The 22,758-nt window shown below is 67.8% G+C and carries 16 protein-coding genes and 1 pseudogene; 4 read left to right on the top strand and 13 right to left on the bottom strand.

The window, feature by feature from the left end:
• Nucleotides 1-74: 74 nt before the first annotated feature.
• From JSQ98_RS13380 to JSQ98_RS13350, 7 genes are all read right to left on the bottom strand, one after another.
• On the bottom strand, nt 75-4,724 hold the full coding sequence (locus JSQ98_RS13380; RefSeq protein WP_211650111.1) for a type VII secretion EssC family protein: 4,650 nt from the start codon (nt 4,722-4,724) through the stop codon (nt 75-77).
• A gap of 24 nt (nt 4,725-4,748) precedes the next feature.
• Complete coding sequence (yiaA, locus tag JSQ98_RS13375; protein ID WP_211650110.1) at nt 4,749-5,234, bottom strand: inner membrane protein YiaA; 486 nt, start codon at nt 5,232-5,234, stop codon at nt 4,749-4,751.
• Nucleotides 5,235-5,328: 94 nt separating this feature from the next.
• Nucleotides 5,329-5,922: a hypothetical protein gene (locus JSQ98_RS13370; protein WP_211650109.1), complete on the bottom strand. Its 594-nt coding sequence runs from the start codon at nt 5,920-5,922 to the stop codon at nt 5,329-5,331.
• Nucleotides 5,919-7,994 carry an alpha/beta hydrolase gene (locus tag JSQ98_RS15455; protein ID WP_211650108.1) on the bottom strand — a complete coding sequence of 692 codons (2,076 nt, stop codon included), beginning with the start codon at nt 7,992-7,994 and terminating at the stop codon, nt 5,919-5,921. Before JSQ98_RS15455 ends, JSQ98_RS13370 begins: the two co-directional genes overlap by 4 nt.
• Nucleotides 7,991-8,299, bottom strand: a complete 309-nt coding sequence (locus JSQ98_RS13360; RefSeq protein WP_211650107.1) for a hypothetical protein — start codon at nt 8,297-8,299, stop codon at nt 7,991-7,993. The genes JSQ98_RS15455 and JSQ98_RS13360 overlap by 4 nt, the downstream gene beginning before the upstream one ends.
• 103 nt (nt 8,300-8,402) lie before the next feature.
• Nucleotides 8,403-8,750: a WXG100 family type VII secretion target gene (locus tag JSQ98_RS13355; protein ID WP_249290837.1), complete on the bottom strand. Its 348-nt coding sequence runs from the start codon at nt 8,748-8,750 to the stop codon at nt 8,403-8,405.
• Between the two features lie 236 nt (nt 8,751-8,986).
• The gene (locus JSQ98_RS13350; protein ID WP_211650106.1) at nt 8,987-10,774 is read right to left on the bottom strand and encodes a proline--tRNA ligase; all 1,788 of its coding nucleotides are present in this window, start codon (nt 10,772-10,774) and stop codon (nt 8,987-8,989) included.
• Between the two features lie 57 nt (nt 10,775-10,831).
• On the opposite strand from JSQ98_RS13350, the gene JSQ98_RS13345 reads away from it, so the two are divergent.
• Nucleotides 10,832-12,445, top strand: a complete 1,614-nt coding sequence (locus JSQ98_RS13345; protein WP_249291197.1) for a dolichyl-phosphate-mannose--protein mannosyltransferase — start codon at nt 10,832-10,834, stop codon at nt 12,443-12,445.
• Nucleotides 12,446-12,475: 30 nt separating this feature from the next.
• Here JSQ98_RS13345 and JSQ98_RS13340 read toward each other — a convergent pair.
• Both JSQ98_RS13340 and JSQ98_RS13335 read right to left on the bottom strand, forming a co-directional pair.
• A pseudogene (locus JSQ98_RS13340) lies at nt 12,476-13,146 on the bottom strand (response regulator).
• Nucleotides 13,143-14,570, bottom strand: a complete 1,428-nt coding sequence (locus JSQ98_RS13335) for an ATP-binding protein (protein ID WP_211650104.1) — start codon at nt 14,568-14,570, stop codon at nt 13,143-13,145. The pseudogene JSQ98_RS13340 and the gene JSQ98_RS13335 overlap by 4 nt, the downstream one beginning before the upstream one ends.
• A gap of 114 nt (nt 14,571-14,684) precedes the next feature.
• Here JSQ98_RS13335 and JSQ98_RS13330 point away from each other — a divergent pair, with 114 nt between their 5' ends.
• Together JSQ98_RS13330 and JSQ98_RS13325 are read left to right on the top strand one after the other, a co-directional pair.
• Nucleotides 14,685-16,397 carry a PspC domain-containing protein gene (locus JSQ98_RS13330; protein ID WP_211650103.1) on the top strand — a complete coding sequence of 571 codons (1,713 nt, stop codon included), beginning with the start codon at nt 14,685-14,687 and terminating at the stop codon, nt 16,395-16,397.
• Nucleotides 16,394-16,873 carry a hypothetical protein gene (locus JSQ98_RS13325; RefSeq protein ID WP_211650102.1) on the top strand — a complete coding sequence of 160 codons (480 nt, stop codon included), beginning with the start codon at nt 16,394-16,396 and terminating at the stop codon, nt 16,871-16,873. Before JSQ98_RS13330 ends, JSQ98_RS13325 begins: the two co-directional genes overlap by 4 nt.
• Nucleotides 16,874-16,876: 3 nt before the next feature.
• Here JSQ98_RS13325 and JSQ98_RS13320 read toward each other — a convergent pair whose 3' ends face one another.
• Nucleotides 16,877-18,388: a histidine kinase N-terminal domain-containing protein gene (locus JSQ98_RS13320; protein WP_090146722.1), complete on the bottom strand. Its 1,512-nt coding sequence runs from the start codon at nt 18,386-18,388 to the stop codon at nt 16,877-16,879.
• Between the two features lie 207 nt (nt 18,389-18,595).
• On the opposite strand from JSQ98_RS13320, the gene JSQ98_RS13315 reads away from it, so the two are divergent.
• A complete protein-coding gene (locus JSQ98_RS13315) occupies nt 18,596-19,135 on the top strand; it encodes an Rv3235 family protein (RefSeq protein ID WP_211650101.1) in 540 nt (179 codons plus the stop codon).
• A gap of 29 nt (nt 19,136-19,164) precedes the next feature.
• Here JSQ98_RS13315 and JSQ98_RS13310 read toward each other — a convergent pair whose 3' ends face one another.
• From JSQ98_RS13310 to galE, 3 genes are read right to left on the bottom strand one after another with little or no spacing between them, the layout of a single operon-like run.
• The gene (locus JSQ98_RS13310; protein ID WP_211650100.1) at nt 19,165-20,142 is read right to left on the bottom strand and encodes a glycosyltransferase; all 978 of its coding nucleotides are present in this window, start codon (nt 20,140-20,142) and stop codon (nt 19,165-19,167) included.
• 40 nt (nt 20,143-20,182) lie between these two features.
• Nucleotides 20,183-21,613, bottom strand: a complete 1,431-nt coding sequence (locus JSQ98_RS13305) for an LCP family protein (RefSeq protein ID WP_211650099.1) — start codon at nt 21,611-21,613, stop codon at nt 20,183-20,185.
• A complete protein-coding gene (gene galE, locus JSQ98_RS13300) occupies nt 21,610-22,623 on the bottom strand; it encodes a UDP-glucose 4-epimerase GalE (RefSeq protein WP_211650098.1) in 1,014 nt (337 codons plus the stop codon). The genes JSQ98_RS13305 and galE overlap by 4 nt, the downstream gene beginning before the upstream one ends.
• Nucleotides 22,624-22,758: the final 135 nt, after the last annotated feature.

Raw genomic sequence — 22,758 nt, 5'->3', positions numbered from 1 at the left:
ATGGTCCGCGCGCAGGCGGACCACTCAGGATACCCCACTCGGCTCATCGCCTTTCGAGCACATCTCCTCGTCGGTCAGTCCTCTGGAAACGCGACGTGCACCGGTTGCACGCGCCCTGATTCGATCGCGACACCTCGGCCGACCGGAAAATCGGCGCGCTTCACGCGGCCCAGCGGTTCCCGGAACGGCGACTGCCCTTCGGTGCTGTCGGGCTGAAGCGCGAGCCCCCAGTTCGGCTGCTTGAGTGCGCTGAACAGATCCCAATTCGCACTCCCACTGCCCTGCTCGAACTCGAACAGCACGAGCACGTCCGAGCGCCGGGCGGCCTTCGCGAGCGCGATGAGTTCGGGGAGCGCTTCGGTGCCTTCCGCATCAGCCGGCCGTTCGATCACGACGATTCCGCGCTTTCCCGACGGCGGGAAGACCGGCACGGGTTCCTCGCGGGCAGGATCAGGCAGACCGCCGGGCGCCCCGAGGGGTCCGCCGACGATTCCGGCTCCGATTCCTCCAGGCGGGGATCTTCTGGCCCCGGGCTTCCCTCCGAGCGCTATCGTCAGCGCCCGGGCTCGCTCCCTGACCCCGTCTTCGCCGAGTCCGATGTGATCCCACCCGTCTTGCCGGCAGAGTCCATCCGGGGTGAAGGTGAGGAGCACCCGTTCGAGAGCCTCCCCCCGAGCACCGGCCCACCGCCGGAGCGCCTGCACGCAGACGCGAGCCGCTGTCGAAAGGCCTGAGCCCGGAGGCCCTGCGATGACGCCGAGCCCAGTGGCAGGCATCCCGATCGGTGCGAAATCATCGGTGTTGATGCCGTACACCGGTCGCCCACCGGCGTCCTCGCTGAGCGCCGAGAGAGCGATGTGCGTCGGCGCGTTGCGGATCGGCAGGGCCTCCGGCACCCCGAGCCCTCTGAGCTGTTCGGCGAGCCGTTCGAGCCCGTGCGCCTGCGCACCCAAGCCGTCTCCGTCTCCGATGCGGGCGATCTGGATCTCGTCGTCCGACCGCACCATCAGTGCGCGGCCCGCAGACGCGCCCTCAAGCGCGTCGGCGCTCACACCGAGCTGGTGGTAATCGTGCGTACCCGCGAGGCGGAGCACGAACTGCTGCTGCACGGCGGACGCCATCGCGGCCGGGATGGCTGCGGGCCGGTCGCTGGTCAGCACGACATGCACACCGACCGAGCGTCCAGCGGACATGATCTCGCCCAGCATCTGCATCGGGGAGGTGGGCCCTCCGAGAGTCTCGGTCGCCTGCCGGAAGGCGGCGACACCATCGACCAGAAGCACGATCCGCGATTCATCTTCCCCGTTCGGCGTGCGGCGGAAGGCCCGCAGGCCGGCAGCCCGCGCTGAGGCGTAGCGGGAGCCGCGCTCTCCGATCAGGCCGAGCACGTGTCGCAGTATGCGCGCGGTGAGCTCCGAGTCCGCGAGTGGGGCTACGGCACCGACGGTGGGCAGCACGTCGAGCGCCTCGAGCGCTCCCCCGCCCGCGTCGATGGCGTAGAGCTGCACCGGGAAGTCGTCGGCACGGGTGCTCAGCGAGGCCGCGAGCGTGATGAGCGCTGTAGATTTTCCGGTACCGCTCGCGCCGATGAAGGCCACGTTTCCCGTCTCTTCGAAGTCGATCGCGACCGGACGCTGAGCTTGAGAAGCTGGCTCGTCCCGCAGGCCGATGATCGGCGCATCGTCGATGTCTTGGAGCAGATCATTCGCCTCCTGCCGAACTGACTGGAGTCCGAGTGACACGGGAAGCGCGTCGAGCCACGGGCGGCGCGGCGCGGCGACCCCGGTCTTCACCGCCGCCGCCACGATGCCGTCGCGGAGCTGTTCGATATCCCGCGGAGGCTTCGCGCGACGGCGCGGTACGAGCTGGGGTTCCGGTGGGATGTTCCACGGTTCCCCCTCCGTGAAGCCCAGCGATCGAAGCTCGACACGAGATCCAGGGGCGCTGTGTGCGGCTCGCCCTCCGAGGTATCCCGTCTGGAAGTGGGCGATACGCCCTGGGCCGACCTTGAATGCGCCGCGGCCCGGAGTTTCGGCGGCGAAGAAGGCCGCATCGGAGACGCCGAGCACGTCGGTACTGTCCGATTCGTCTGCCATGCGCAGTGCGATGCGCAGATTCGTATTGGCGCGCAGATTGTCGGTGATGACCCCCGCGGGCCGCTGGGTCGCCATCACGAGGTGCAGCCCGAGCGAACGGCCGCGCTGGGCCACGTCGATGACGCCGTCCACAAATTCGGGAACGTCTGCAGCGAGCGCGGCGAACTCGTCGATCACGATGACGAGCACTGGCGGTGCCGCAGGATCCGAACGTCGCTCCATGGTGATCAGATCCTTGGCGCCATGCGCGGCGAGCAGTTCCTCTCGATGATGGAGTTCCGCCTTCAGCGACGCGAGTGCCCTGCGCACCAGGTGGGGGCTGAGGTCGGTGACGAGCCCGACCGTGTGCGGAAGATCGACGCATTCCGCGAACGCGGCGCCGCCTTTGTAGTCGACGAGCAGGAAGGTGAGCCGGTCCGGGCTGATCGTCGCGGCCAGGCTCATGATCCACGATTGCAGGAACTCCGATTTCCCGGCTCCAGTCGTGCCGCCGACGAGTGCGTGCGGGCCGTGCGTGCGCAGATCGATCACAGCGGGACCGTCTGGGCTCTGGCCGATGACGGCGGCGAGGGAGATCGGTTCGCGCTCGTCCCCGGCTTTCCAGTTCCGGGACACGCTGCCGGACTGGTGCCATGCGCGCACCACTGGCTCTGCCCCGCCCAGCAGGTCGGTGCCGTGCAAGTCCCTCAGCTGCACCGTCTTCGGGAGATCGCTTTCATCCAGAGCACGTGCGCTCACATCTTCTACCGGAGCGAGGCGCCTCGCCAGTTCGAGTGCTTGCAGCGATTCCATCGGTGCAAGGCGTTGGAGCTGGATCGAGGTGCCCGTTCGCACGAAGCTGACCCGGCCTTCGGCGGTGCTGAGCTCGACGAAGGTGCGGCATGCTGCGGGGAGTCGGTCCGTGGAGGGGGCCACCCAGATGAGGTGCATTCCGTGATCCGGGCCGTCTTCCGCGAGTGCGATGATGCGCGAGGGATCGATGAGCCCGGTGTCGAGCACGAGCACGACCACTGCTGGAACTACCGGAAGGTCGCCGACTGCAACGCCGGAGTCCTCGTCGTTGCGCGTCTCTTCCTCGAGATGCGACCGCACGGTTCGGCGGCGGTTCGTCGCCTGCCGCCTGGATTCGAGCAGCCCTTCGAGAGCAGTGATGAGTCGCGCCGAACTGGAGGAATCGTCGGCCAGCTGCCAGGAGGGGATCGGACTGGTGACGGTGTCGATATGCGGAAGCCATTTCAACCATTCCCACTCGCCCGCGTGGTGCGCCGATGCGAAGCAGGCGAGCACCAGTTCGGACGGAGAGTGGAGGCCGGCGACTTGCATGATGAGAGACCGCGCGATGCCCTCCGCCCAGATCGGTTCTCCCACCACGCCGATCGACCCGCACCGCTCGAAACGCTCGAGCAGCGGGACCGGTGCGACGTGAGCGAACTCCGCTTCGACGCGCTGAAGCGCCTCCCACTGCACGAGGTCGGTCTCGCCTCGCGCGGGCAGTGCGATCTCGGTGCGACTGGGAAGCTCACCGTCACCGAAACGAACCTCGAGGAAGGATCGGTGCTCCGGTCTGCGCGTCCAGAGCAGGCCCGAGCGGTGCTGCACCGCATCAGCGATCTCGGCGAGCGTGGGGGTCTCGGAGGCGCGAACCTCGATTTCGCGTGTTCTCAGGTCGGTGAGTTCAGCGCGATCGAGGGCGAGTGATTCCACGAACCTCGCGAGGTCGCGCTTCTGCTTGCGTTTGCTTCCCGCGCGGGTGTCGAGCCATGATCCGATCATCATGAGCGGGGAGAACGCGACCATCATGAGGCTCATGGGCGATTGGGTCACGAGGTACATGGCGCCACCCATCATCATCGGCGCCAGCATCGCGAGCATCGGGATTCGATTCCGTTCCGCGGGGCGCGGCGGGGCCGGGAGTTCGCGCTGCGATGCTGGAAACATCGGGGCCACGCGCGGAGCGCGGACGTGCATGACGCGGTGCGAGAAGCTCGGGGTGTCGGGCACGGGCGGTCCCGGCGTGATCCGCACCGTGACGTCTCCGAGGGCGAGTTCGCGGGGTCGATCGACACGGCACTCCGTGATCGCCTCTCCTTCTGGTCCGCCGAGCAGCACGCCGTTGGCGGACCCGAGATCGTGCACGACGATGCTCGTCGTACGGCCGGCGACGATTTCGATCTGGGCGTGCCGTCGCGACACGCTCGCATCGGTGAGGTGCACGCGGGAGCTGGGGTCGCGGCCCACCGCGTTCGTGCCGGCGATCAAACTGTAGGTCGCTCCGGCGTGCGCGCCGGTCAGCACTTCGAGGTATGCGGCGACGTCGATGAGCCGTCGTTCGGCGCTGCGATTGCCGAACTCGGGAACGGCTTCGATGATCCACCCCGATTGCAGCCCGGAGGCGCCGAGCGGTGACATCGGGTCGAGGAGGAGCACGGGTTCGGATGCTCCGGCTCTGCCCCGCAGGGTGACCGGTATGCGACGGGTCTGCGCGGCGCGAGCGAGTCGTCCGTCTCCGGAGACACCGGCTCTGAGGAGCGCTCGTGCCGCGTCGCCGACCGTTGCCGTCACATCGCATGAGAGCGTCACGTCGTGAAGACCGAGGTTCGGCACGGCGAGGGTGAGCTTCAGCTTCATGTGAGTTGTTTGTACAGCGTCTGCTCACTCCACGGGCGTGTTCTGGAAGCGGTACAGGGGAGCATCCGTATCCTCATCACCGCCGGGTGCTGACGTTTCGCCACGAAAGCGAGCGAGGTCGCGCACGTTCTTCTGCACGGCTACGGACGCGAACAGGCTCATGGCGAATCCGATGCCGTAGAACCCCTTCTCGCTGAGCGTCATGCTGCCCGCATTCCAGAGGCCGATCGCGAGGAGACCGAGCGCGAGCGCAACAGCGCACCAGGCGATTCCATAGTAGAGATTCGTCACCGGCAGTTTCTCAGCACGGTCGCGCACGGTCTTCTGCAGTGAGACCGCAGCGAAGAGACCGAACATGAGCACGGTGAAGTAATAGCCCTTCTCGTTGAGTTCCATCCGCGCATTGAACAGGCCGATCAAGTACGTCGACATTCCGATCAGGAGCGCGAGCCACGAGGCGCCGATGAAGGCCGGCGTGGGCTTGTGCGGCGATTCCTGGGGTTCGTGCATGGTGTGTGTCCTTCCTGCAGCAGCGTTTGATGTCGCCACTGGTGTTCGTGCATACCGTGGTGGGCTCGTGAGCGAGCGGCTCCGAGCATGCCGCTCATTCCTCCGATTCGTTCTCCATCTCGCTATGGAGCTGCCAATTGGTTACCGTGTTGTTCACCGAGCAGGCGGTCGCGACTTCCAGGGACATGCCCTCCTTCGATGCCTGGAAGGCCAGCTGCGCGCCGTCCTCACCGTCGGCGCGGAAGTACGGATCTGACTCGTATGAGCGAATATCGGATACCGCCCAACCCTCCGATTCCCAGAAGGAACGCACCGCTGCAGCCGCGGCCAAAGGATCGTCTGCGCTCAGGTTCTTCAATGACTCGTCCAGCCGCCCTCCTGAACCGCAGTCGCGAGGGAACAGGGAGTTCAAAGTCCGAGCGCGATCTTCGGGCCTGTCGCGTGCCCACAGAACGTCATTGTTGTAAATGTCGTACCAACCCTCCGCGACCCCACTCGCGGCGATCGCAGCATCGAACTGCTCTCCCACCCATTCCCGCTGCTCGTCCAGCGTCATGTTCGTCGTCTGATTCCCGGGTTCGCTCGACACGATCGGCACCTCCTGCATGCAGCTCGACAGCATCATGACTGCAGCGAGGCCTATCGCCACAATCATCGTCTGTTTCGGTCTGGTCCAACTCATCGTCATTCGGCCTCGCAGGTCACTCGAATCGGTGTCACCGTGCGGCCGATGCCCGTGGTCTCGACGCACATTCCCGCGGTGCGCGTGAACGACCGCCACAGATCCGGGTCGATGTGACCGGTGGTGATCTTCGCGACGGTGTCCAAAGATTGGGTTCGCACGTCGAGGTACCCGTGGCCTTCCGACGCGGACATTCCTATGATGTCCCGGCTATCGCCTTCGCCGATCGTGGAATGCCCGTCGGTATTCTTCAGATTCTGGTTTGGATCGCCCTCGGAGGAGAACGCGAGACCTCCCGCATACACGGGGCTCTGCAGATGCAGCTGGAAGAGGTCGCGCGCATCTGGGTTCGGTTGCCCGCGCCCAGAGAAGCCTGCCCCGAGCGGCGCCAGATGATCGCCCGAGGCGTGCGTGGTGAAGATCGCCTTCTGTCCAGTTGCGATCTCCCGTACCCGTAGCACGTCGTACGAGGGAACCGTTTCGGTATCGAGACCCGCGGAGCCGAGCATGGTGAGCGAGTCCACCGGATGGTCCTCCCCGATCAGGGTCAGCGCGAATGTGGCGAGCGTGGTGCCGTAGGAGTGGGCGAGCACGTTCACCTCCGGGAGGCCGGACTCGCCCACACTTCGCGCCGCGTGAGCACCCTCGAGCTCAGCCGCGAAACGCGGCGCGCCCGCCCTCGCCGCGTCCACGGAGAGCACCCCGAAGTCGCCCGTTTGCGGTAGATTCGGGGTGTCGTACCCGAGCCAGGCCACCGTCGCGGTCGAACCAGAGAACCCCGACACCTTGTTCTGCGCGCTGTAGACGTGCCGGCTCGCTTCATCCCAGCCTTCCAGCGCCAGATGGGCGTCGCTGTTCATTCCCGCGACCTGCCAGGTCGTGTGCGTCGCCGTGTCCAGGCCTCCGTACCCGACCGCAGCCTTCGGCACCTCACTCGTCATATCGAGTGCGACGAGTTGGATGGGCGGCCTTCCCTCTCCGAACTGCTTTGCTTGATCGGCTTCGAGCTTCAGAATGTCTCGAATATCGGCCAGCAGCTGCAGCTGCTCGGGGGTCATGATCTGCGGATACTGCTGGTAGAACTCCACCATCTTGCGGTTCGCCGCATCGCGGACCCCATACGGGAGACCGGGAAGATTGCCGACGACCCATGGCACCTCATCGATCAGGCGCTCGCGTTCGACCGGCTCCAGTGCCGCCCAATTCGCCGCGACGGTTTCAGGATCGGGCGGGTGGTCCCACGTGCGCTCGCCCGATTCGGTGCCGAGCAGTTTCGTCAGCAGCGGATGCGACTTCTTCGTCTCGGGCGCATCTTCACTCGTGCCCCACAACTCCCCGGATATGGTCACGGCGATGGTGAATCTACGCGCCTCGGCACTGTCGGAACTCACGCTGATGAGCTGCCCGATCGCGGTGTCGTCGAGGGCACCGATCAGACGCTCCTCAGCTCTCCGACGCTCCTCGATGAGGTTCGACCACGTCGTCTTCGCGTCTTGGATGCTCACGAGTGCGGCTTGCCAGATCGATGCGGCGCGCATCCATTCGTGCTCGTGCATCGAATGCAGGTGCTGCACGGCGAGTTCCTGCTGATTGGCGTCGAGGTCTCGCGCCTGGCTTCCGAGCTGGGGTCGGGGCATCACGCCTGGTGCCCCGACAGACCACTCATACGGCGTCTCGACGCGAATCACTGAAGCGATGCTCTCGATCTGGACGGTGCACTGACGAATCTCCGACAGGGCCTCGTCGACGCTCTGCCGTATCCGATCTGCACTGTCATGAATCCGATCCACCTCCGACGCGTAGGCGTCGAGGGCGCTCTTTGCATCGCTCGCCGCTCGGAATATCGTGTTGGCGCCTGGGAGCAGGAATTCGTTGATCTTCGTGCTGAGGGTCGCCAGGGCAGTGCTCTTCTCCGACCCGAGGGTGAACCGAGCATTCTGCACATCTGCCGCGTACTGCATCGAATCCGAGGCGACATCCTGCACGAATCGACCTCTTGCATTGATTTCTTCGACGGTGCCGAACACCGGTGTCCCCTCGAGCAACGTCGCACCGTCGACTGGAACGTGGATCGTCACCGCCCGGTCCCCCTCACGGCGAATCCGGTGTAGAGAGCGCTCGCCAGACGCGCGTCCAGATCAGAGCTGTCGCTCATGATGCCGGCGACCCCGGTGCTCGCGGTCTTCGCGGCGTCAGCGAGGGCGAGTCGGCCGGTCGAGAGTCCGGTGATGAATCGCGCTATCTCTTCGCCGACTCCCGTCATCGTCGCGGGAGCACCGGCCGGCAACGATTGGTTTCCGTCGATCATCACACGCGATGCAGCGACGAGATGTGAGGCTGCCGCTTCGAGCACCGCGTCGGAGATCTTCAGACCGTCAGGCATAGTCATTCCCTCGTTTCACAGAGACTCGGCGCGACCCGCAGCGTGCCATTGCGCCCCGGCCGCACCGGAGCACGACCGGAGCTGCGAGTCGCGCCGATCAGCCTCAGTTGATCTTGGCGGCGATCTGGGCATCCATCTCGCGCATCGCGTTCGCGGTCTGCGTGAGGAAGGTCTGGATCTCGGAGAGCTTCTGCACGACCGTGTTCGCGCTCGTCGTGTAGTCGTTGTAAGCCGCGTTGAACTTGCCCGACGCCTGGTCGGTGACGAAACCGGAGGTGACCAGATTGTTGATCTGCATCTGCAGTGCGCGAAGCTTCTCGGTGATTTCGTCGCGCCCGGTGCCGAGCTGCGAAGCAGCCTGCTCCATCTCGCCGTAGGTCACATTGATGTTGGCCATGGGGATCCCTTCTCTCGCGCGATCCCCCCGGCTCGCGTCAGTGCTGATGGTCATCGCCCGGAGTGTCCGGGAGATGACTCCCACCGTATGGAGTCGCGAGACGGGAGGGCACCGCACTCGGCATGAATGTGGATAACTGCGGTATAGGAGGGCGCGCACTCCGGTATGAGCGGCGATGCGATGCGGTGATTCGGCGAGAGGCTCCGCGCGGCCATATGGAAAACGGGGCGCCGCTGCACCAGCAGCGACGCCCCGTCACACCTGCGCGACCGAAGGCCGCGATCCTCACATCACACGCGCACGCCGAAGAGGCCGGGCACGTCGGAGAGCGCGACCTTCTCCTTGGTTCCGGCGGCCCGATCCCACACCTCGGCGAAACCGTCCGCCGCATCTCGGCCCACGACCACCACGCGAGGAACCCCGAGCAATTCGGCGTCGCCGAACTTCACGCCGGGCGACACCTTCGGGCGATCGTCGAAGATGACCTCGACACCGGCGGCATCGAGCGTCTCGACGAGCGACTCGGCGACCTCGTATACAGCCGCATCCCGGCCTGTGGCGACGACGTGCACGTTGAACGGCGCGACGGCTTCCGGCCAGATCAGCCCGCGATCGTCGTGGTGCAGTTCGGCGAGAATGGCCATGATGCGAGTCACTCCGATGCCGTACGAGCCCATGGTCACCGTGACGAGTTTGCCGTTCTCGTCGAGCACCTTCAGTCCGAGCGCTTCAGCGTATTTGCGGCCGAGCTGGAAGATGTGACCGATCTCCATGCCGCGCGCGGTCTCGATCGGCCCTGATCCGTCGGGAGCGGGGTCGCCGTCGCGCACGTCGGCGATCTCGACCGTGCCGTCCGCATCGAAGTCCCGCCCGAAGACGAGATGCGCGACGTGCTGGCCTTCGACGTTCGCCCCGGTCACCCAGGTCGTGCCCGCGACGACGCGCGGGTCGACGAGGTACCGCAGGCCCGTAGCGCTCTCCGCGCCGAGCACAGCGGTGATCCCGCCCTGGTCGTCGAAGCGCGCCGGCCCGATGTACCCCTTCACGAGACCGGGGTGGCGGGCGAGATCCGCGGCCGTCGCCGGCTCGACCTCAGCGCCGGGGAACGCGACTTCCGCGCGCTTCATGTCGGCGTCGCGGTCTCCGGGGATGCCAACGACGACGATCTCGCGCTCGCCGCCGATGGGCGTCACTGCGAGCACGAGGTTCTTCAGCGTGTCGGCGGCGGTCCATGAGCGCCCGTCCTCACGCGGCAGCACCGCGTTCGTGTGGGCGACAAGGGTGTCGATCGTCGGGGTGTCGGGCGAGTCGTAGACGACGGCCGACGGCGCATCGTCGAACGGAATGGCCTCGGGAACGGGGGTGGAGTACGCCTCGACGTTCGCCGCGTATCCGCCGGCAGAGCGCACGAAGGTGTCCTCGCCGATCGACGTCGGCAGGAGGAATTCTTCACTGCGCGATCCGCCCATCGCGCCAGCATCGGCGGAGACGATGGCGTATTCGAGGCCGAGCCGGGTGAAGATGCGCTCGTAGGCGGCGCGCTGGCGCTCGTAGCTCGCGTGCAATCCCTCGTCGGTCGCATCGAACGAGTAGGCGTCCTTCATCGTGAACTCGCGGCCGCGCAGCAGGCCGGCGCGAGGCCGAGCCTCATCGCGGTACTTGTCCTGAATCTGGAAGAGCGCCAGCGGCAGGTCCTTGTACGACGTCACGATGTCCTTCACCATGTTGGTGAAGACCTCTTCGTGCGTCGGTGCGAGCAGGTAGTCGGCGCCGTGGCGATCCTGCAGGCGGAAGAGGGCGTCTCCGTACTCATCCCACCGACCGGAGGCTTCGTATGGCTCGCGGGGCAGCAGTCCGGGGAAATGCACTTCGTGCGCACCCGCGGCGACCATCTCCTCGCGGATGATCTGCTCGAGCTTGCCCTTCACCCGCAAGCCGAGCGGCATCCACCCGAAGATTCCCGGGGCCTGGCGCCGGATGTAGCCCGCGCGCACGAGCAGCCGGTGGCTCGCCACCTCGGCGTCAGAGGGATCTTCTCGGAGGGTCTTGAGAAAGTAGGAGCTGAGCCGCGTAATCACCTCACCATCGTAGCCCGCGCGCCGCGCGTCGGAGGTGCGCCGTACGCTGGAGCCGTGATGCGAAACCGCTGGCTGCACTGGCTCGCACCGGCACTGGTGCTCGCGATCGCTGGTGCGCTGAGGTTCTGGGCTCTCGGCCGTCCCGGGGTGCTCGTCTTCGACGAGTTGTACTACGTGCGGGATGCCATCAGCCAGCTCGCGCACGGATACCCGACGACCTGGCCCGATGACGAACCGGACATGAGCGGGTCGCGTGCGCTCGGCTTCTCCGACGAGCCCTCGAACGCGGTGCACCCTCCGCTCGGCAAGTGGCTCATCGGCCTCGGAGTGCTCGTATTCGGGCCCGGTTCAGGCTGGGGGTGGCGAAGTGCGGTCGCGCTCGCCGGCGTGCTCACCGTGGCGGTCACGATGCGCCTCGGCTGGCGCATCACCCGGAGCGTCGTCGTCGCATGCACCGCGGGTCTCCTCCTCGCGATCGACGGAGTGCACGTCGTACTCACGCGAGTGGGTCTGCTCGACGGCTTCCTCACCCTCGCCGTCGCGATCGGCGCGCTGTGCGTCTGGCGCGACATCGAATGGACCGGGGCACGGGCGACGACTCCGGATCAGCGTGACCGCTCCGGTCCACCGCCGCCCCGCGTTCCGGTGCTCTGGCGCCGCCCGTGGCTGCTCGCGGCCGCGGGAGCCTTCGGCGCTGCGGCATCGATCAAATGGTCCGGCCTGTACCCGCTCGCTGCCTTCCTCGTCTTCATCACCGTGCGCGATCTCGTCGTCCGGCTCCGGGCACGGGAACGCCACGCCGTGCCGCGCGCTGCGTGGCAGGCCGTCGTCGCCGGGCTGGTCGCCCTCCCCGCTGCCGCGCTCGTGTACGTCTCCAGTTGGGCGGGTTGGATCCTGAATCCCGGCGGGTGGAGCCGCACCGCAGGAGAAGCATGGTGGCCGGCGCTGCTGCAGTATCACGCCGAGATGCTCGACTGGCACCGGTCGCTCAGCGCGCCGCACCCCTACGCCTCCCATCCGCTGACGTGGCCGCTCGCGCTTCGCCCGACCGGGATGTACGAATCCCGCTGGGGTTCTGATGCTGGTTGCCCGTGGTCGGCCTGCGCAGCGGTCGTGTCGCCCCTGCCGAACCCGCTCGTGACCTGGGGCGGCGTGATCGCGCTCCTCGCACTCGTCTGCGTCATCGTCTTCCGCGCACGCCGCGGTCCCGACCCGCTGGTGACCGCGAGCGCGTTCGTCGTCGTCGGCTACCTCTCGGGGTGGCTCCCGTGGGTGCTCACCGTGTCGCGTTCCGCGGTCTTCCAGTTCTACGCCGTGGTGCTGACGCCGTTCTCGGCGATCGCTCTCGCGATGGGGCTCGCGCTGCTGTGCCGCGTGCGCATGCGACCTCGGCTGAGCGCGGGTGAACCGCATCCGGCGGCGAGCGCGGCCGGCGATGCGGCGGCGAGCGGTGTGACGGCGAGCGGTGTGACGGTGGCGAGCGAGCACGGGCGCGAGTTCGAGAATCCCGGCGGGGGCTCGCCCGAGACCCTGCTCGGAATCCGGATCGCGGTCGCCCTGTATGTGGTCGCCTGCATCGCTCTCGCCGTCCTGTTCCTCCCCGTCTGGTCCGGGGCGCCGATGGCCGAGTGGTTCTGGCGCGCGCACCAGTGGTTGCCCGGCTGGCAGTAGCAGGGCGGCGGACTCAGTTCGCCTGCTCCCTCAGAGCAAGCGCCGTGACAGCGCCCACGCCGTGAGTTCGTGCCGATTCGAGAGCTGGAGTTTGCGCAGCACGTTCGAGACGTGCGTCTCCACCGTCTTCACCGAGAGGAACAGCTCGGCTGCGACCTCCTTGTAGGCGTAGCCGCGGGCGATCATGCGCATCACCTCTTGCTCGCGCGCCGAGAGACGGTCCAGTTCATCGTCTCGCGCCGCGGTCTCCCCGCCGCCCGTGCCGAACGCATCGAGCACGAACCCCGCGAGCCGCGGCGCGAACACGGCGTCTCCGCTGTGCACCCGCCCACCGCTGCCGTCACCTCGGCGCCGGATGCGGTCTTCGTCAGGTACCCCCTGGCGCCGGCGCGGCTGACCTGCACGACATCGTCGGCCGCGTCCGAGACGCTCAGCGCCAGCACACGGATGCCGCGCGTCGCAGGGTTGCCCGCGAGACGCTGCAGCACCTCGGCCCCGCCACCGCCGGCGCCGCCGGGCAGGTGCACGTCGAGCAGCACTACGTCGGGCACGGTCGCCGTCACCACCGCGACCGCCTCGTCGACGTTCGCGGCTTCGCCGACCACCGCGAGCTCGTCCCCGAGTTCGGCCCGGAGACCGGTGCGGAAGATCTGATGGTCGTCGACGATGACGATGCGGATCTCGTGCAGTGCGCGATTCATCGGGTCTCCTCGTTATGCGCGGTCTCATGGTGCGTCGTTCCCGCGGGTTCGGTCGGCGTCTGCCGGGGAATCCCGAGCCGTACCGAGGTGCCCCCGCCCGGACCGCGCACGATCCGAGCCTGCCCACCGGCTCGTTCCATTCTGCCGAGGATCGACTCGCGCACGCCCATTCGCCCCTCGGGAAGGTCGTTCGGGTCGAGCCCGACTCCGCGGTCGGTGATGTCGATCGTCACCCGATCCTGCGTCGCTTCGAGATAAACGGTGACGTCGCCGCCCGCGTGACGCGCGGCGTTCAGCATCGCCTCGCGCGCCGCTGCGACGATGGGTGCCGGCGCGACGAGCCCCTCGCCCGCGCCGACTGAGACGACCTCGAAGCGCACGGGATGATCGGCTTCGAGCGCTGCGGCGTGCGCGCGGAGCTCGGTGTCGACGGCCTCGCGAGGCCGCGGGGCGCCTCCATCGGCCGCACGAAACAGCCACTCGCGCAATTCTCGCTCCTGGCCTCGCGCCAACCGGGCGACCTCGCTGCCCGGTTCCGACCGCTGCTGGATCAGCGCGAGGGTCTGCAGCACCGAGTCGTGCAAGTGCGCGGCGATGTCGGAGCGCTCGGCCTCACGAGCCCGGGCCGCGCGCTCGCTCATCAGCTCGCGATTGATGCGGAGCAGCCAGGGCGCCACTGCAAGGGCGACGCCTCCGAGCACCGCGAGTGCCGCACCGATGACGGTCCAGGTGTTCGGCTCGCGGGCGGTGACGAAGAACATGAGGACACCGACGGCGACGAGCGCGAGGGCCCCGAGGGCTCGGGGCAGCGCATGACGATCCGGGCGGTCGCGATCTGCGATCTGCCACCAGGTGAGGCCGACGCCCACCAGTACGGCGAGTGCGGGGAGCAACAGCTCGAGTCGCAGCTGCACCCCGAGTCGCTCGAGCACGAGACCGGCGCCCGCCAGCAACAGACACGTGCCGAGCAGCAATTCGGCGATGGGCCAGCGGGGTCGGCGTTCGTTCGCAGCGTCGGCTGCGGGCGCTCCGAGTTCGATGGGAGGCACCTGCGCCGCGGGCATGCGCGTCGCAGGTGCCGATGGCGCTGTCGCCGACGGGGCCGACGGAGTCGCTGCAGCCGCCGGAGCCGCTGCAGCTGCCGGAGCAGCAGCTGCGGCCGGAGCAGCAGACGCAGTGGACGTCGCAGCAGCAGGCGGGGTCAGCGCCCGTCGAAGCGGCACGATGCCCGCATCGTCGCCGTTCCACGGCACAGTGGCCCAGAGCCACAGGTAGAGCACGGCCCCGGCTCCGCCCAGCGCGGTCAGCACGAGCATCGCAATGCGCACCGTCTGCGACGAAACGCCGAGATGCGCCCCGAGTCCCCCGCAGACGCCCATGAGCACGCGGTCATCGCGCGAGCGGGTGAGAGGAGCATCGGCCATGCCCCCATCCAATCAGGTCACGCGACGCGTGGGGGGTCTCGGGGTCTCGGGATCAGGGAAGGATCAGGGTGATCCCCCATGGCCGAGCATTCCCGTCTCAGCCAGACTCGAACCATGGACACCACACCTCCCACACCGGGCCCCGCAGGGCCGCCTGCGGGCCAGGGCTTCTTCACCTGGTTGCGCGGTCTCGGCATCACCCGCAGCAGCGACCGGTGGTTCGCCGGCGTCGCCGCCGGAATCGCAGATCGCCTTCGGATCGATCCCATCATCGTGCGCGGCATCTTCATCGTGCTCGCGCTGCTGGGAGGCCCTGGCGTTCTGCTCTACCTCATCGGCTGGCTCCTCCTGCCCGACGCGAACGGCCGCATCCACGTGGAGGAGATCATCCGGGGGCGAGCAGAGACCGGGATGATCGTCGTCGCCGTGATCCTCACGGCAGTCGTCATCGTTCCGGGCATTCTCGGCCTCGTGAGCCCTGGAGACGCCTACCCGCTGTTCAGCGTGTGGAGCTGGGGCGTCTGGGGGTCGCTCGGCATTCCCGGATGGGTCACTGCGACAGCCGCCTGGCTGTCCTGGATCGCGATCCTCGTGCTCGGGTTCTTCTGGGTACGGAGCATCGTGCTCAAGCGCGGCCGAGAATACGGTGAACACGCACCCGGTGCCGACGACGCGGCGTCACGAGAGGCCGGGGCCGATCCGGATCACGCGGATCGCGCTGCAGACCGCGAGTACGCCCGCACCCCGCAGGACTCCGCCGATTCCGCTGCATCGTTCGCCGCGCGGGCGAGCGAGAGCGCCGACCGCGTCGCACGAGACGCCGCTGACTGGGGTCGCCGCGCGGGCGCCGCTGCCGATAAGTGGGGGCGAGAGGTCGGCGAGCAGACCGAGGCGTGGAGCGCCCGCTACGCGGAGCACCACGACGCGCATCGGCTGGGAGCCGCCCACACGGTGATCACCCTGGCACTCGCGCTGCTCGCGGGCGGACTCGCGGCACTGTGGACGACCTCAGTGCACGGTCCGCTCTCGATCGAGAGCGTCGCTCCCGACGCGCTCATCACGGGCCTCATCGCGGCGCTCGCCGTGCTGGCATTGTCGTTGATCGTCGCCGGAACACGCGGTCGGTACACCGGGTGGATCGGGTTTCTCTCGTTCTGCGGTGTGGTGGCGTTGCTCATCACCGTCGTGCTCCCCTGGGGCATTCGCTTCCAGCCGTTCGGCAATCTGCATGTGACCGGAGCGGAGACCGGTGCCGTCGTGCTCGCGGGCAACACCACGGTCGATCTCGGGGATATCGAGACGAGAGCGGGTGGCGCCGATGATCTCGAGGTGTGGGTGCTCGCGGGTCGCAGCACCATCGAGCTTCCTGCGTCGTCTCCGGTCATCGTGCACGCGCGCGTACTCGCTGGACGGATCGATGAATCCGGCCGCAACGACCTCGACTCGTCTCGAGCGACCCAGATCGTGACGAGCGGGCCCTTCATCTCGCGGGAGATCCGATCGAACGTCACGCCCGACAACGAGGACGCGGCACCAGTCGTCACGGTGACGCTGCTCGCGGGCAACGTCGACGTCACGGGCGGTGCGGCCGGGCGGGATGCCGAGAGGGCGGATGAGAACGAGCGCGCAGGGGTCGATACCCCTGCAGACACGGACGCGGATCGGCGTCTGGAGCAGGAGGCCGATCGCCTCGACGGCCAGCTCGACGTGCTCGACTGGAAGCTCGCAGAACCGGGCCTCAGCCCGTCTGAGCGCCGGAGCCTGGAAGACGAGCGCACCGATATCGCACAGGAGCTCGAAGCCCTGGAACTGGAGATGAACTCATGAGCGTCGAACCTACGAGCCCCGGGACGAATGAAGAGACGACGGCCAGGATTCCGCTGACGCCACCGCCCGCGAGCGGCGTCGCAGCGGCTCCCACCGACGCGGAGGGCGGTCCGGGAGAATCCGCCGGCCTGGGTGCACCGAGCGCACCGAGCGCAGCCGCCGCACCCGCCGCACCTCGACCGGACGCACGCGAAACGCCTCACGCATTCGGGGCGCCGACGGGCGACCGCGCGGCCGGAAACACTGCTGCGGGCGATCGCGCACCGTCGCGGCCGAGCCCGCGGACGGGGCCCATCGTCTGGGGAGCGCTGATCCTGGTCTTCTGCGGATACATCTCGCAGCAGGTGCTCGGCGGCGGCGGCCTGGACGCGGCCGGCTGGATCACCGCGACGATTATCGGGCTGGGCGTCCTGCTGCTCGGTGTCGGCTTCGCCGTGCTGATCCGCGGCCGTCGCGATACCCGGCGTCGGCGGTAGGGATCAGGCTGGCACCCGCGGGATCTCCCGCGTCTGCGTTGAGATCCAATGCAGCGGGACCTGGATCGCGACGCGGGTGCCACCGCCGGCGTCCGGGCCCCAGGTGATGCTCCCGCCGAGTTCGCCTTCGATCAGCGTGCGCACGATCTGCGTGCCCAGCCCGTCGCCGACCGTGCCGCCGGGAAGCCCGGTGCCCGTATCGACCACTTCGACCGTGAGCTGCTCATCGGTACGCCGGGCGGTGACGAAGACCTCGCCCTCGCGGCCTGCGAGTCCGTGCTCCACGGCGTTCGTCACGATCTCGGTGAGCGCGAGGGCGAGAGGGGTCGCGTACTCCGAGGGCAGCTCGCCGAACTCCCCTTCCTTGTGCGGGTGCACCGTCGTGTTGTGCAGGCTGGCCACCTCTGCGGCGAGCCCGATCACGCGGTCGAAGACCTTGTCGAAGTCGACGATCTGCGAGAGCCCGGTCGACAGCGTATCGTGCACGACGGCGATTGCCGCGACCCGACGCATGGCCTGGCCGAGCACCTGCTTCGCCTCTTCGCTCCTGGCGCGGCGGGCCTGCACGCGGAGCAGTGATGCGACGGTCTGCAGATTGTTCTTGACCCGGTGATGGATCTCGCGAATGGTCGCGTCTTTCGTGATGAGCTCCTGCGCCTGCTGGCGCAGCTCGGTCACGTCCCGCGTCAGCACGATGCCGCCGACGCGGGCTCCGTCGCGGAAGACCGGTATCGAACGCAACGTGATCGTATGTCCGTGCGTGTCGATCTCAACGCGCTTCGCGATCTTGCCCTGCGCGATCAGCGGCAGCGACTCGTTGGTGTCGAACTGCCCCTTCACGATGTCGGCGACCACTTCGCTGAAATTCTCGCCCTCGATCTCATCCCGGAATCCGAGGGACGAGAACGTGGTCTGGGTGTTCGGGCTGGCGAACGTCGCGACCCCGTCGAGATTGATGCGCACGAGCCCATCGGCTGCGCGAGGCGCGCCCTGCTCCCCTCCGCGGGAGCTCCCGGGAACGGGGAACATCCCCTTCTGGATCATGCCGAGCAGGTCAGCCGCGACCTCGCGGAACGCGGCTCCGATGCGAGAGGCCGGTTGCGTATCGGCCACGCTCGTGTGCACGGTGATGACGGCGAACGGACCCTGCACCTCTCCGTCGGCATCGGTGCGACTCACGGAGTACGCGGCAAGACGCATCGGATTCTCTTCATACCAGGCCGGTGACGTGGAGACCGTCGGATTCGTACTGGTCATCGCCTCGTCCACGAGTTCGCGCCAGTCGGCGCGCAGCAGATCGCCGATCACGTCGCGGTAGAAGAGCGTCACCGAACCTGCCGGCCTGCTGTGGGCGATCGCGAGGTAGTTCTCGTCACTCGTCGGCACCCAGAGCACCACGTCGCCGAGGGCGAGATCCGCGAGCAGGCGCAGATCGAGCGTGAGCAGCTCGAGCCATTCGATCTCCTCTTCGTCGAGGGAGGAATACTTCGTTGCAAGATTGCGCAGTGTGGCCACGACCCCAGACTAGAGCACCGCGTCCGGGAGCGAACTCCGAGATCCGCGTCTGAAAGCACGGGAGCGGCGTCTCCCGCCATCCGGGAGTTCTTGACACTCCATAGGGCGCAGTGCATAGGGTGATGACCACATCATCTCGAATCCGGCAGTGCAGTGAGGGTGAGTCGCAACGGGAGCGGCGCGCGGATCCGTTCGAAGGGACCCGTCATGCCTGCCTCCGCTCCAACGCCCCAGCACGACCGTACGCTGCGCGCGGTTCCGCAGCAGCCGCGCGCCCACGCGCGCAGTCATCTCCATGCGGTGCCGGATGTGGTGCCGAGTGCGACCGGGCTCGGTGCGGCACCTCCCGCACGCTCCCCATCGCCGTCGCGGGTGCCCGGTCGTCGCGCGGTGCTCGACGGTCCACCGGTCGATCCACCTCCCGACGCGTTCGTGCAGCGTCTCGCGGTGTATGCATTCGAGGTGCTCGAGGGGGTGCGGTCGGTCGCGCAGTTCGGTGGCTGGATCACTCCGGAAGTCGCTGCTGCGCTGAAAGCGCGACGAGCTCTCCGCGCGGAACGCGAGGCCCTCACGCGAGACCGTCGACGGCGCACGGCGACGCCGGGCCGAGCGCATCTCAGCACGCCGCTCCCCCACATCATCGAGGCGACCGTCGTGCTCCACACCGAGTCGCGCTCGACCGTCGTGGCGATCCGCCTCGAACACCGCAGGGAACGTTGGCGCGCGACCGACATCACGGTGCTCTGACACGCGGCGCGAGCTGGACCGGCTGAAACCTACCGGTCGTTCAATCGCGACAGCTTCTCGACTTCGTACATCACGTCGACGGGAACCCCCGCGTTGCGCAGCACGTCGCGCGTCGACCGCGGCGCCGTGAGCCACCCGGCCTTCCATCCGCGCCGCAGGCAGTCGCGCAGCTGCGCGCGATCGCGCGACGCCCGGAAGGTTCGGAACCAGCGCCGCGCGGTCGCGGCGGAGTACAGCAGCTTCTCCCACCCGAAGAGTGCCGGGCTCCGCCGGAACACCCAGAGCTTGTTGCGCACCTCGTAGAAGAACCGTGGACCCGGATCCTGATCGCTCGACCCACGCTTCACCGTGCGATGCGTGACCACCGAGGCCGGGACATACAGCCCGCGCGCGCCGCGCAACAGGCGCGCCGAGTACTCGAAGTCGTCGTTCCACAGGAAGTAGTCGGCGATGGGCAGACCCTGCTCGCGGACGCGGGCGGCGCGCAGGAATGCCGAGACGAACGAGATGGAACGGATCTCCATGGCGTCGACGGACGCGGCCCGCGCTCGCTCAGCTTCCGATGCGCGGATCTTCGGCTTCGGCGTATTCATCGGGTGGTCCTCCCCGTCGGTCCACACGACGCGTGAGCCCATCACGGCGAGGTCGTCCGGCCCGGACGCGCGGTACCGCTCGTACGTCTCGAGGGCTCCCGCGAGCGCATCGGGCCCTGGCACGGTGTCGTCGTCCATGACCCAGACCCAGTCGGTATCGTCCTCGACGACGGCGGCCGCGATCCCGGTCGCGAACCCTCCCGCGCCGCCCGTGTTCTCGGTGAGCTCGATGTGACGCGCACGCTCGCCCCAGGCCTCCAGCATCTCGGCGGCGACCTCGACCGATCCGTCGTCTGACGCATTGTCGACCACGACGAGACGGTCGACGGGTCGGCTCTGCGCGGCGAGAGCGGCGAGTGATTCCCGCAGCAGTTCTCGCCGGTTGTAGGCCACCAGTACGGCGGTCACACGCATGCGATCGGTCTCCTTCACGTTTCGAGCAAACCCGGCAAGTCTAGCCCGCCTCTTCCTCGGCCGGAGACGAGGCGGCGATCCCATCGGCGATGAGCTGCTGCACCGTCGCCCAGTCCGGGGCCTCTGGGTCGATCGCTGGCGGAACGAGCTCGACGTTGACCGGCTCGTACCCGCGGGCGTCGGCGGCAAGGTCGACGAATCGGCCGAGCATGGAGTCAGGGATGTCGGTGTCGACGAGCTGCGAACCCGCCGAGAGCACCTCCTGGAATCGCGCGAGGACGTTCTGCGGATTCATCTGCGCGAGGATGGCCGATTGGAGTTCGCGCTGCCGCTGCATCCGCGCGTAGTCGCCATCGGCCGACCCGTACCGCGATCGGGCGTACCAGAGCGCCGTGAACCCGTCCATCTGCTGCTCGCCCGGCTCGATCCAGCCTTCGACGCCGACCAGCTCGCCCGTCATCTCGTCGACCTGGCCTCCGATCGGCAGGCGCTCCTGCACGTTGATGGTGATGCCCCCGAGCGCGTCGATGAGGCTCTCGAACGCGTCCATGTTCACGAGGACGTAGAACTGCACTTCGAGTCCGGTCGCTCCCGAGACCGCGTCCTTGGTCGCCTCGATGCCGGGCGACGATCCCTGGGAGACGGCGTCGGCGTACATGCCGTCGTAGGACGGCGACCCCGAATCCTCGAGTTCGGTGACGAGCGAGTTGAGGTTGCCGGTGGTGAAGCAGTAGTAGCCGCCGCCGTCCACGATCTCGTAGTTGTTGACCTCGTCGCAGTATCCCTCCGGATAGACGGGGGCGAGAGGAGAGCCCTCGGGGAACGGGGTGTCCTTGAGCTCGCGCGGCAGTCCGACGATCATCGACTGCCCGGTCTCGGCGTCGATGCTGACGAGCGAGATGCTGTCGGGACGCAGGCCCTCGCGGTCCGATCCGGCGTCTGTGCCGAGGAGCAGGATGTTGTACCGGCCGTCGACCGGCGCGACCGCCGGTGCGCTGCGGAAGAGGTCGCCAATGAGCCCGCGGCCGGCTCCGACGGCGTTTCCGGCCCAGGCGGCGCCAGCGGCGGGGACGATGGTGAGCAGCACCGAGAGCATCGCGACCGGAACGCGCCACCCGCGCTGCACGCGCACGAGCTTCGTGAGCCGGAGCGTGTCGATGCCGAGCACCACCCAGATCACCGCGTAAATGAAGAGCAACCACTGCACGATGAGCAGCACGATGCTGTTCGTGAAGAACGTGAGCGTCGCCGTGCGCGCGAGCACCAGGCTCACTCCCGCGATGATGACTCCGACGACGAGGATCGCCGTGGCGATGAGCCCGAACCGACCGAGGCGGCGGTTGCCGGCGACCAGCTGAGCGGTCCCCGGCAGGATGAAGCCGAGGATCACGAGCCATCTGGCTCGCTTGCTCATGAGCGGTTCTGACGCCAGATCGGGGTGGCGCAGCGGCCGCTCGAGGTCGAGCGTCATGCGCGGTATCCCGCAGGATTCCCGGACTGCCAGTTCCACGAGTCGCGGCAGGCCTCGGCCAGGTCGCGGGTGGTGCGCCATTCGAGCTCGGCGTTCGCGAGCGACGGATCTGCCACCGTCTCCGCAACGTCACCCGATCGCGGCGCTTCGATCGCATAGGGGACCGGCCGGCCGGAGGCCGTCTCGAAGGCTCGCACGACCTCGAGCACGCTCGAGCCGATGCCCGATCCGAGATTGTACGTGGAGACGCCGGGGGTGTTGTGCTCGAGCGCCGCGACGTGCCCCTCGGCGAGATCCATCACGTGGATGTAATCACGCACGCCCGTACCGTCGACCGTCTGATACGTGTCGCCGAAGACGCTGAGCCGCTCGCGCTTGCCCACCGCGACCTGCGCGATGAACGGCATGAGATTGTTCGGGATCCCGCTCGGGTCTTCCCCGATGCGCCCCGAGGGGTGCGCCCCCACGGGGTTGAAGTAGCGGAGCAGCACGGCGCCGAGTTCGGGCCACGCGACCTGCGCATCTCGCACGATCTGCTCGTTCATGAATTTCGACCACCCGTAGGGGTTGGTGAGGCCGACGCCTGCGGGGTGCGCCTCATCGATCGGGGAGTACTGCGGGTCGCCGTACACGGTGGCCGAGGAGCTGAAGATGAAGTTCGTGATGCTGCGCTCGCGGAGGAGGTCGAGCAGCACGATCGTGGAATCGAGGTTCACCCGGTAGTACCGCGTCGGCTGCGCCACCGATTCGCCGACGGCCTTCAGCCCGGCGAGGTGGATCACCGCGTCGAAGGCGACATCGGCGAGCGCACTCCGCGCCGCATCCCGATCGGCGAGGTCGGCCTCGACGATCTGCGCCGTCGCACCGCTCAGCTCCTCGACGCGCCGCACCGCCTCGCGACTGCTGTTGGAGAAGTCGTCGAGCACGATCACCTCATGGCCGCGTTCGATCAGAACGAGTGCAGTGTGCGAGCCGATGTAGCCGGCGCCGCCTGTCAACAAAACACGCATGGGGACAGGGTACTTCGCGGATCGTGGGGGAATCCTCAAGCCGCACCGCAATGATCTGCTTTGCGTGCCGAGAATGTGCCGACCGGTGCTCGCTCTCCCCGCCTGCGTGAGCGGCTGGAGCGTCGGCGAGACACG

Source organism: Leucobacter manosquensis (assembly GCF_018304845.1).
In the GTDB taxonomy this organism is placed as follows: domain Bacteria; phylum Actinomycetota; class Actinomycetes; order Actinomycetales; family Microbacteriaceae; genus Leucobacter; species Leucobacter alluvii.
The sequence above is the reverse complement of the archived record's forward strand: the minus strand, read 5'-3'. Positions and strand labels throughout refer to the sequence as shown.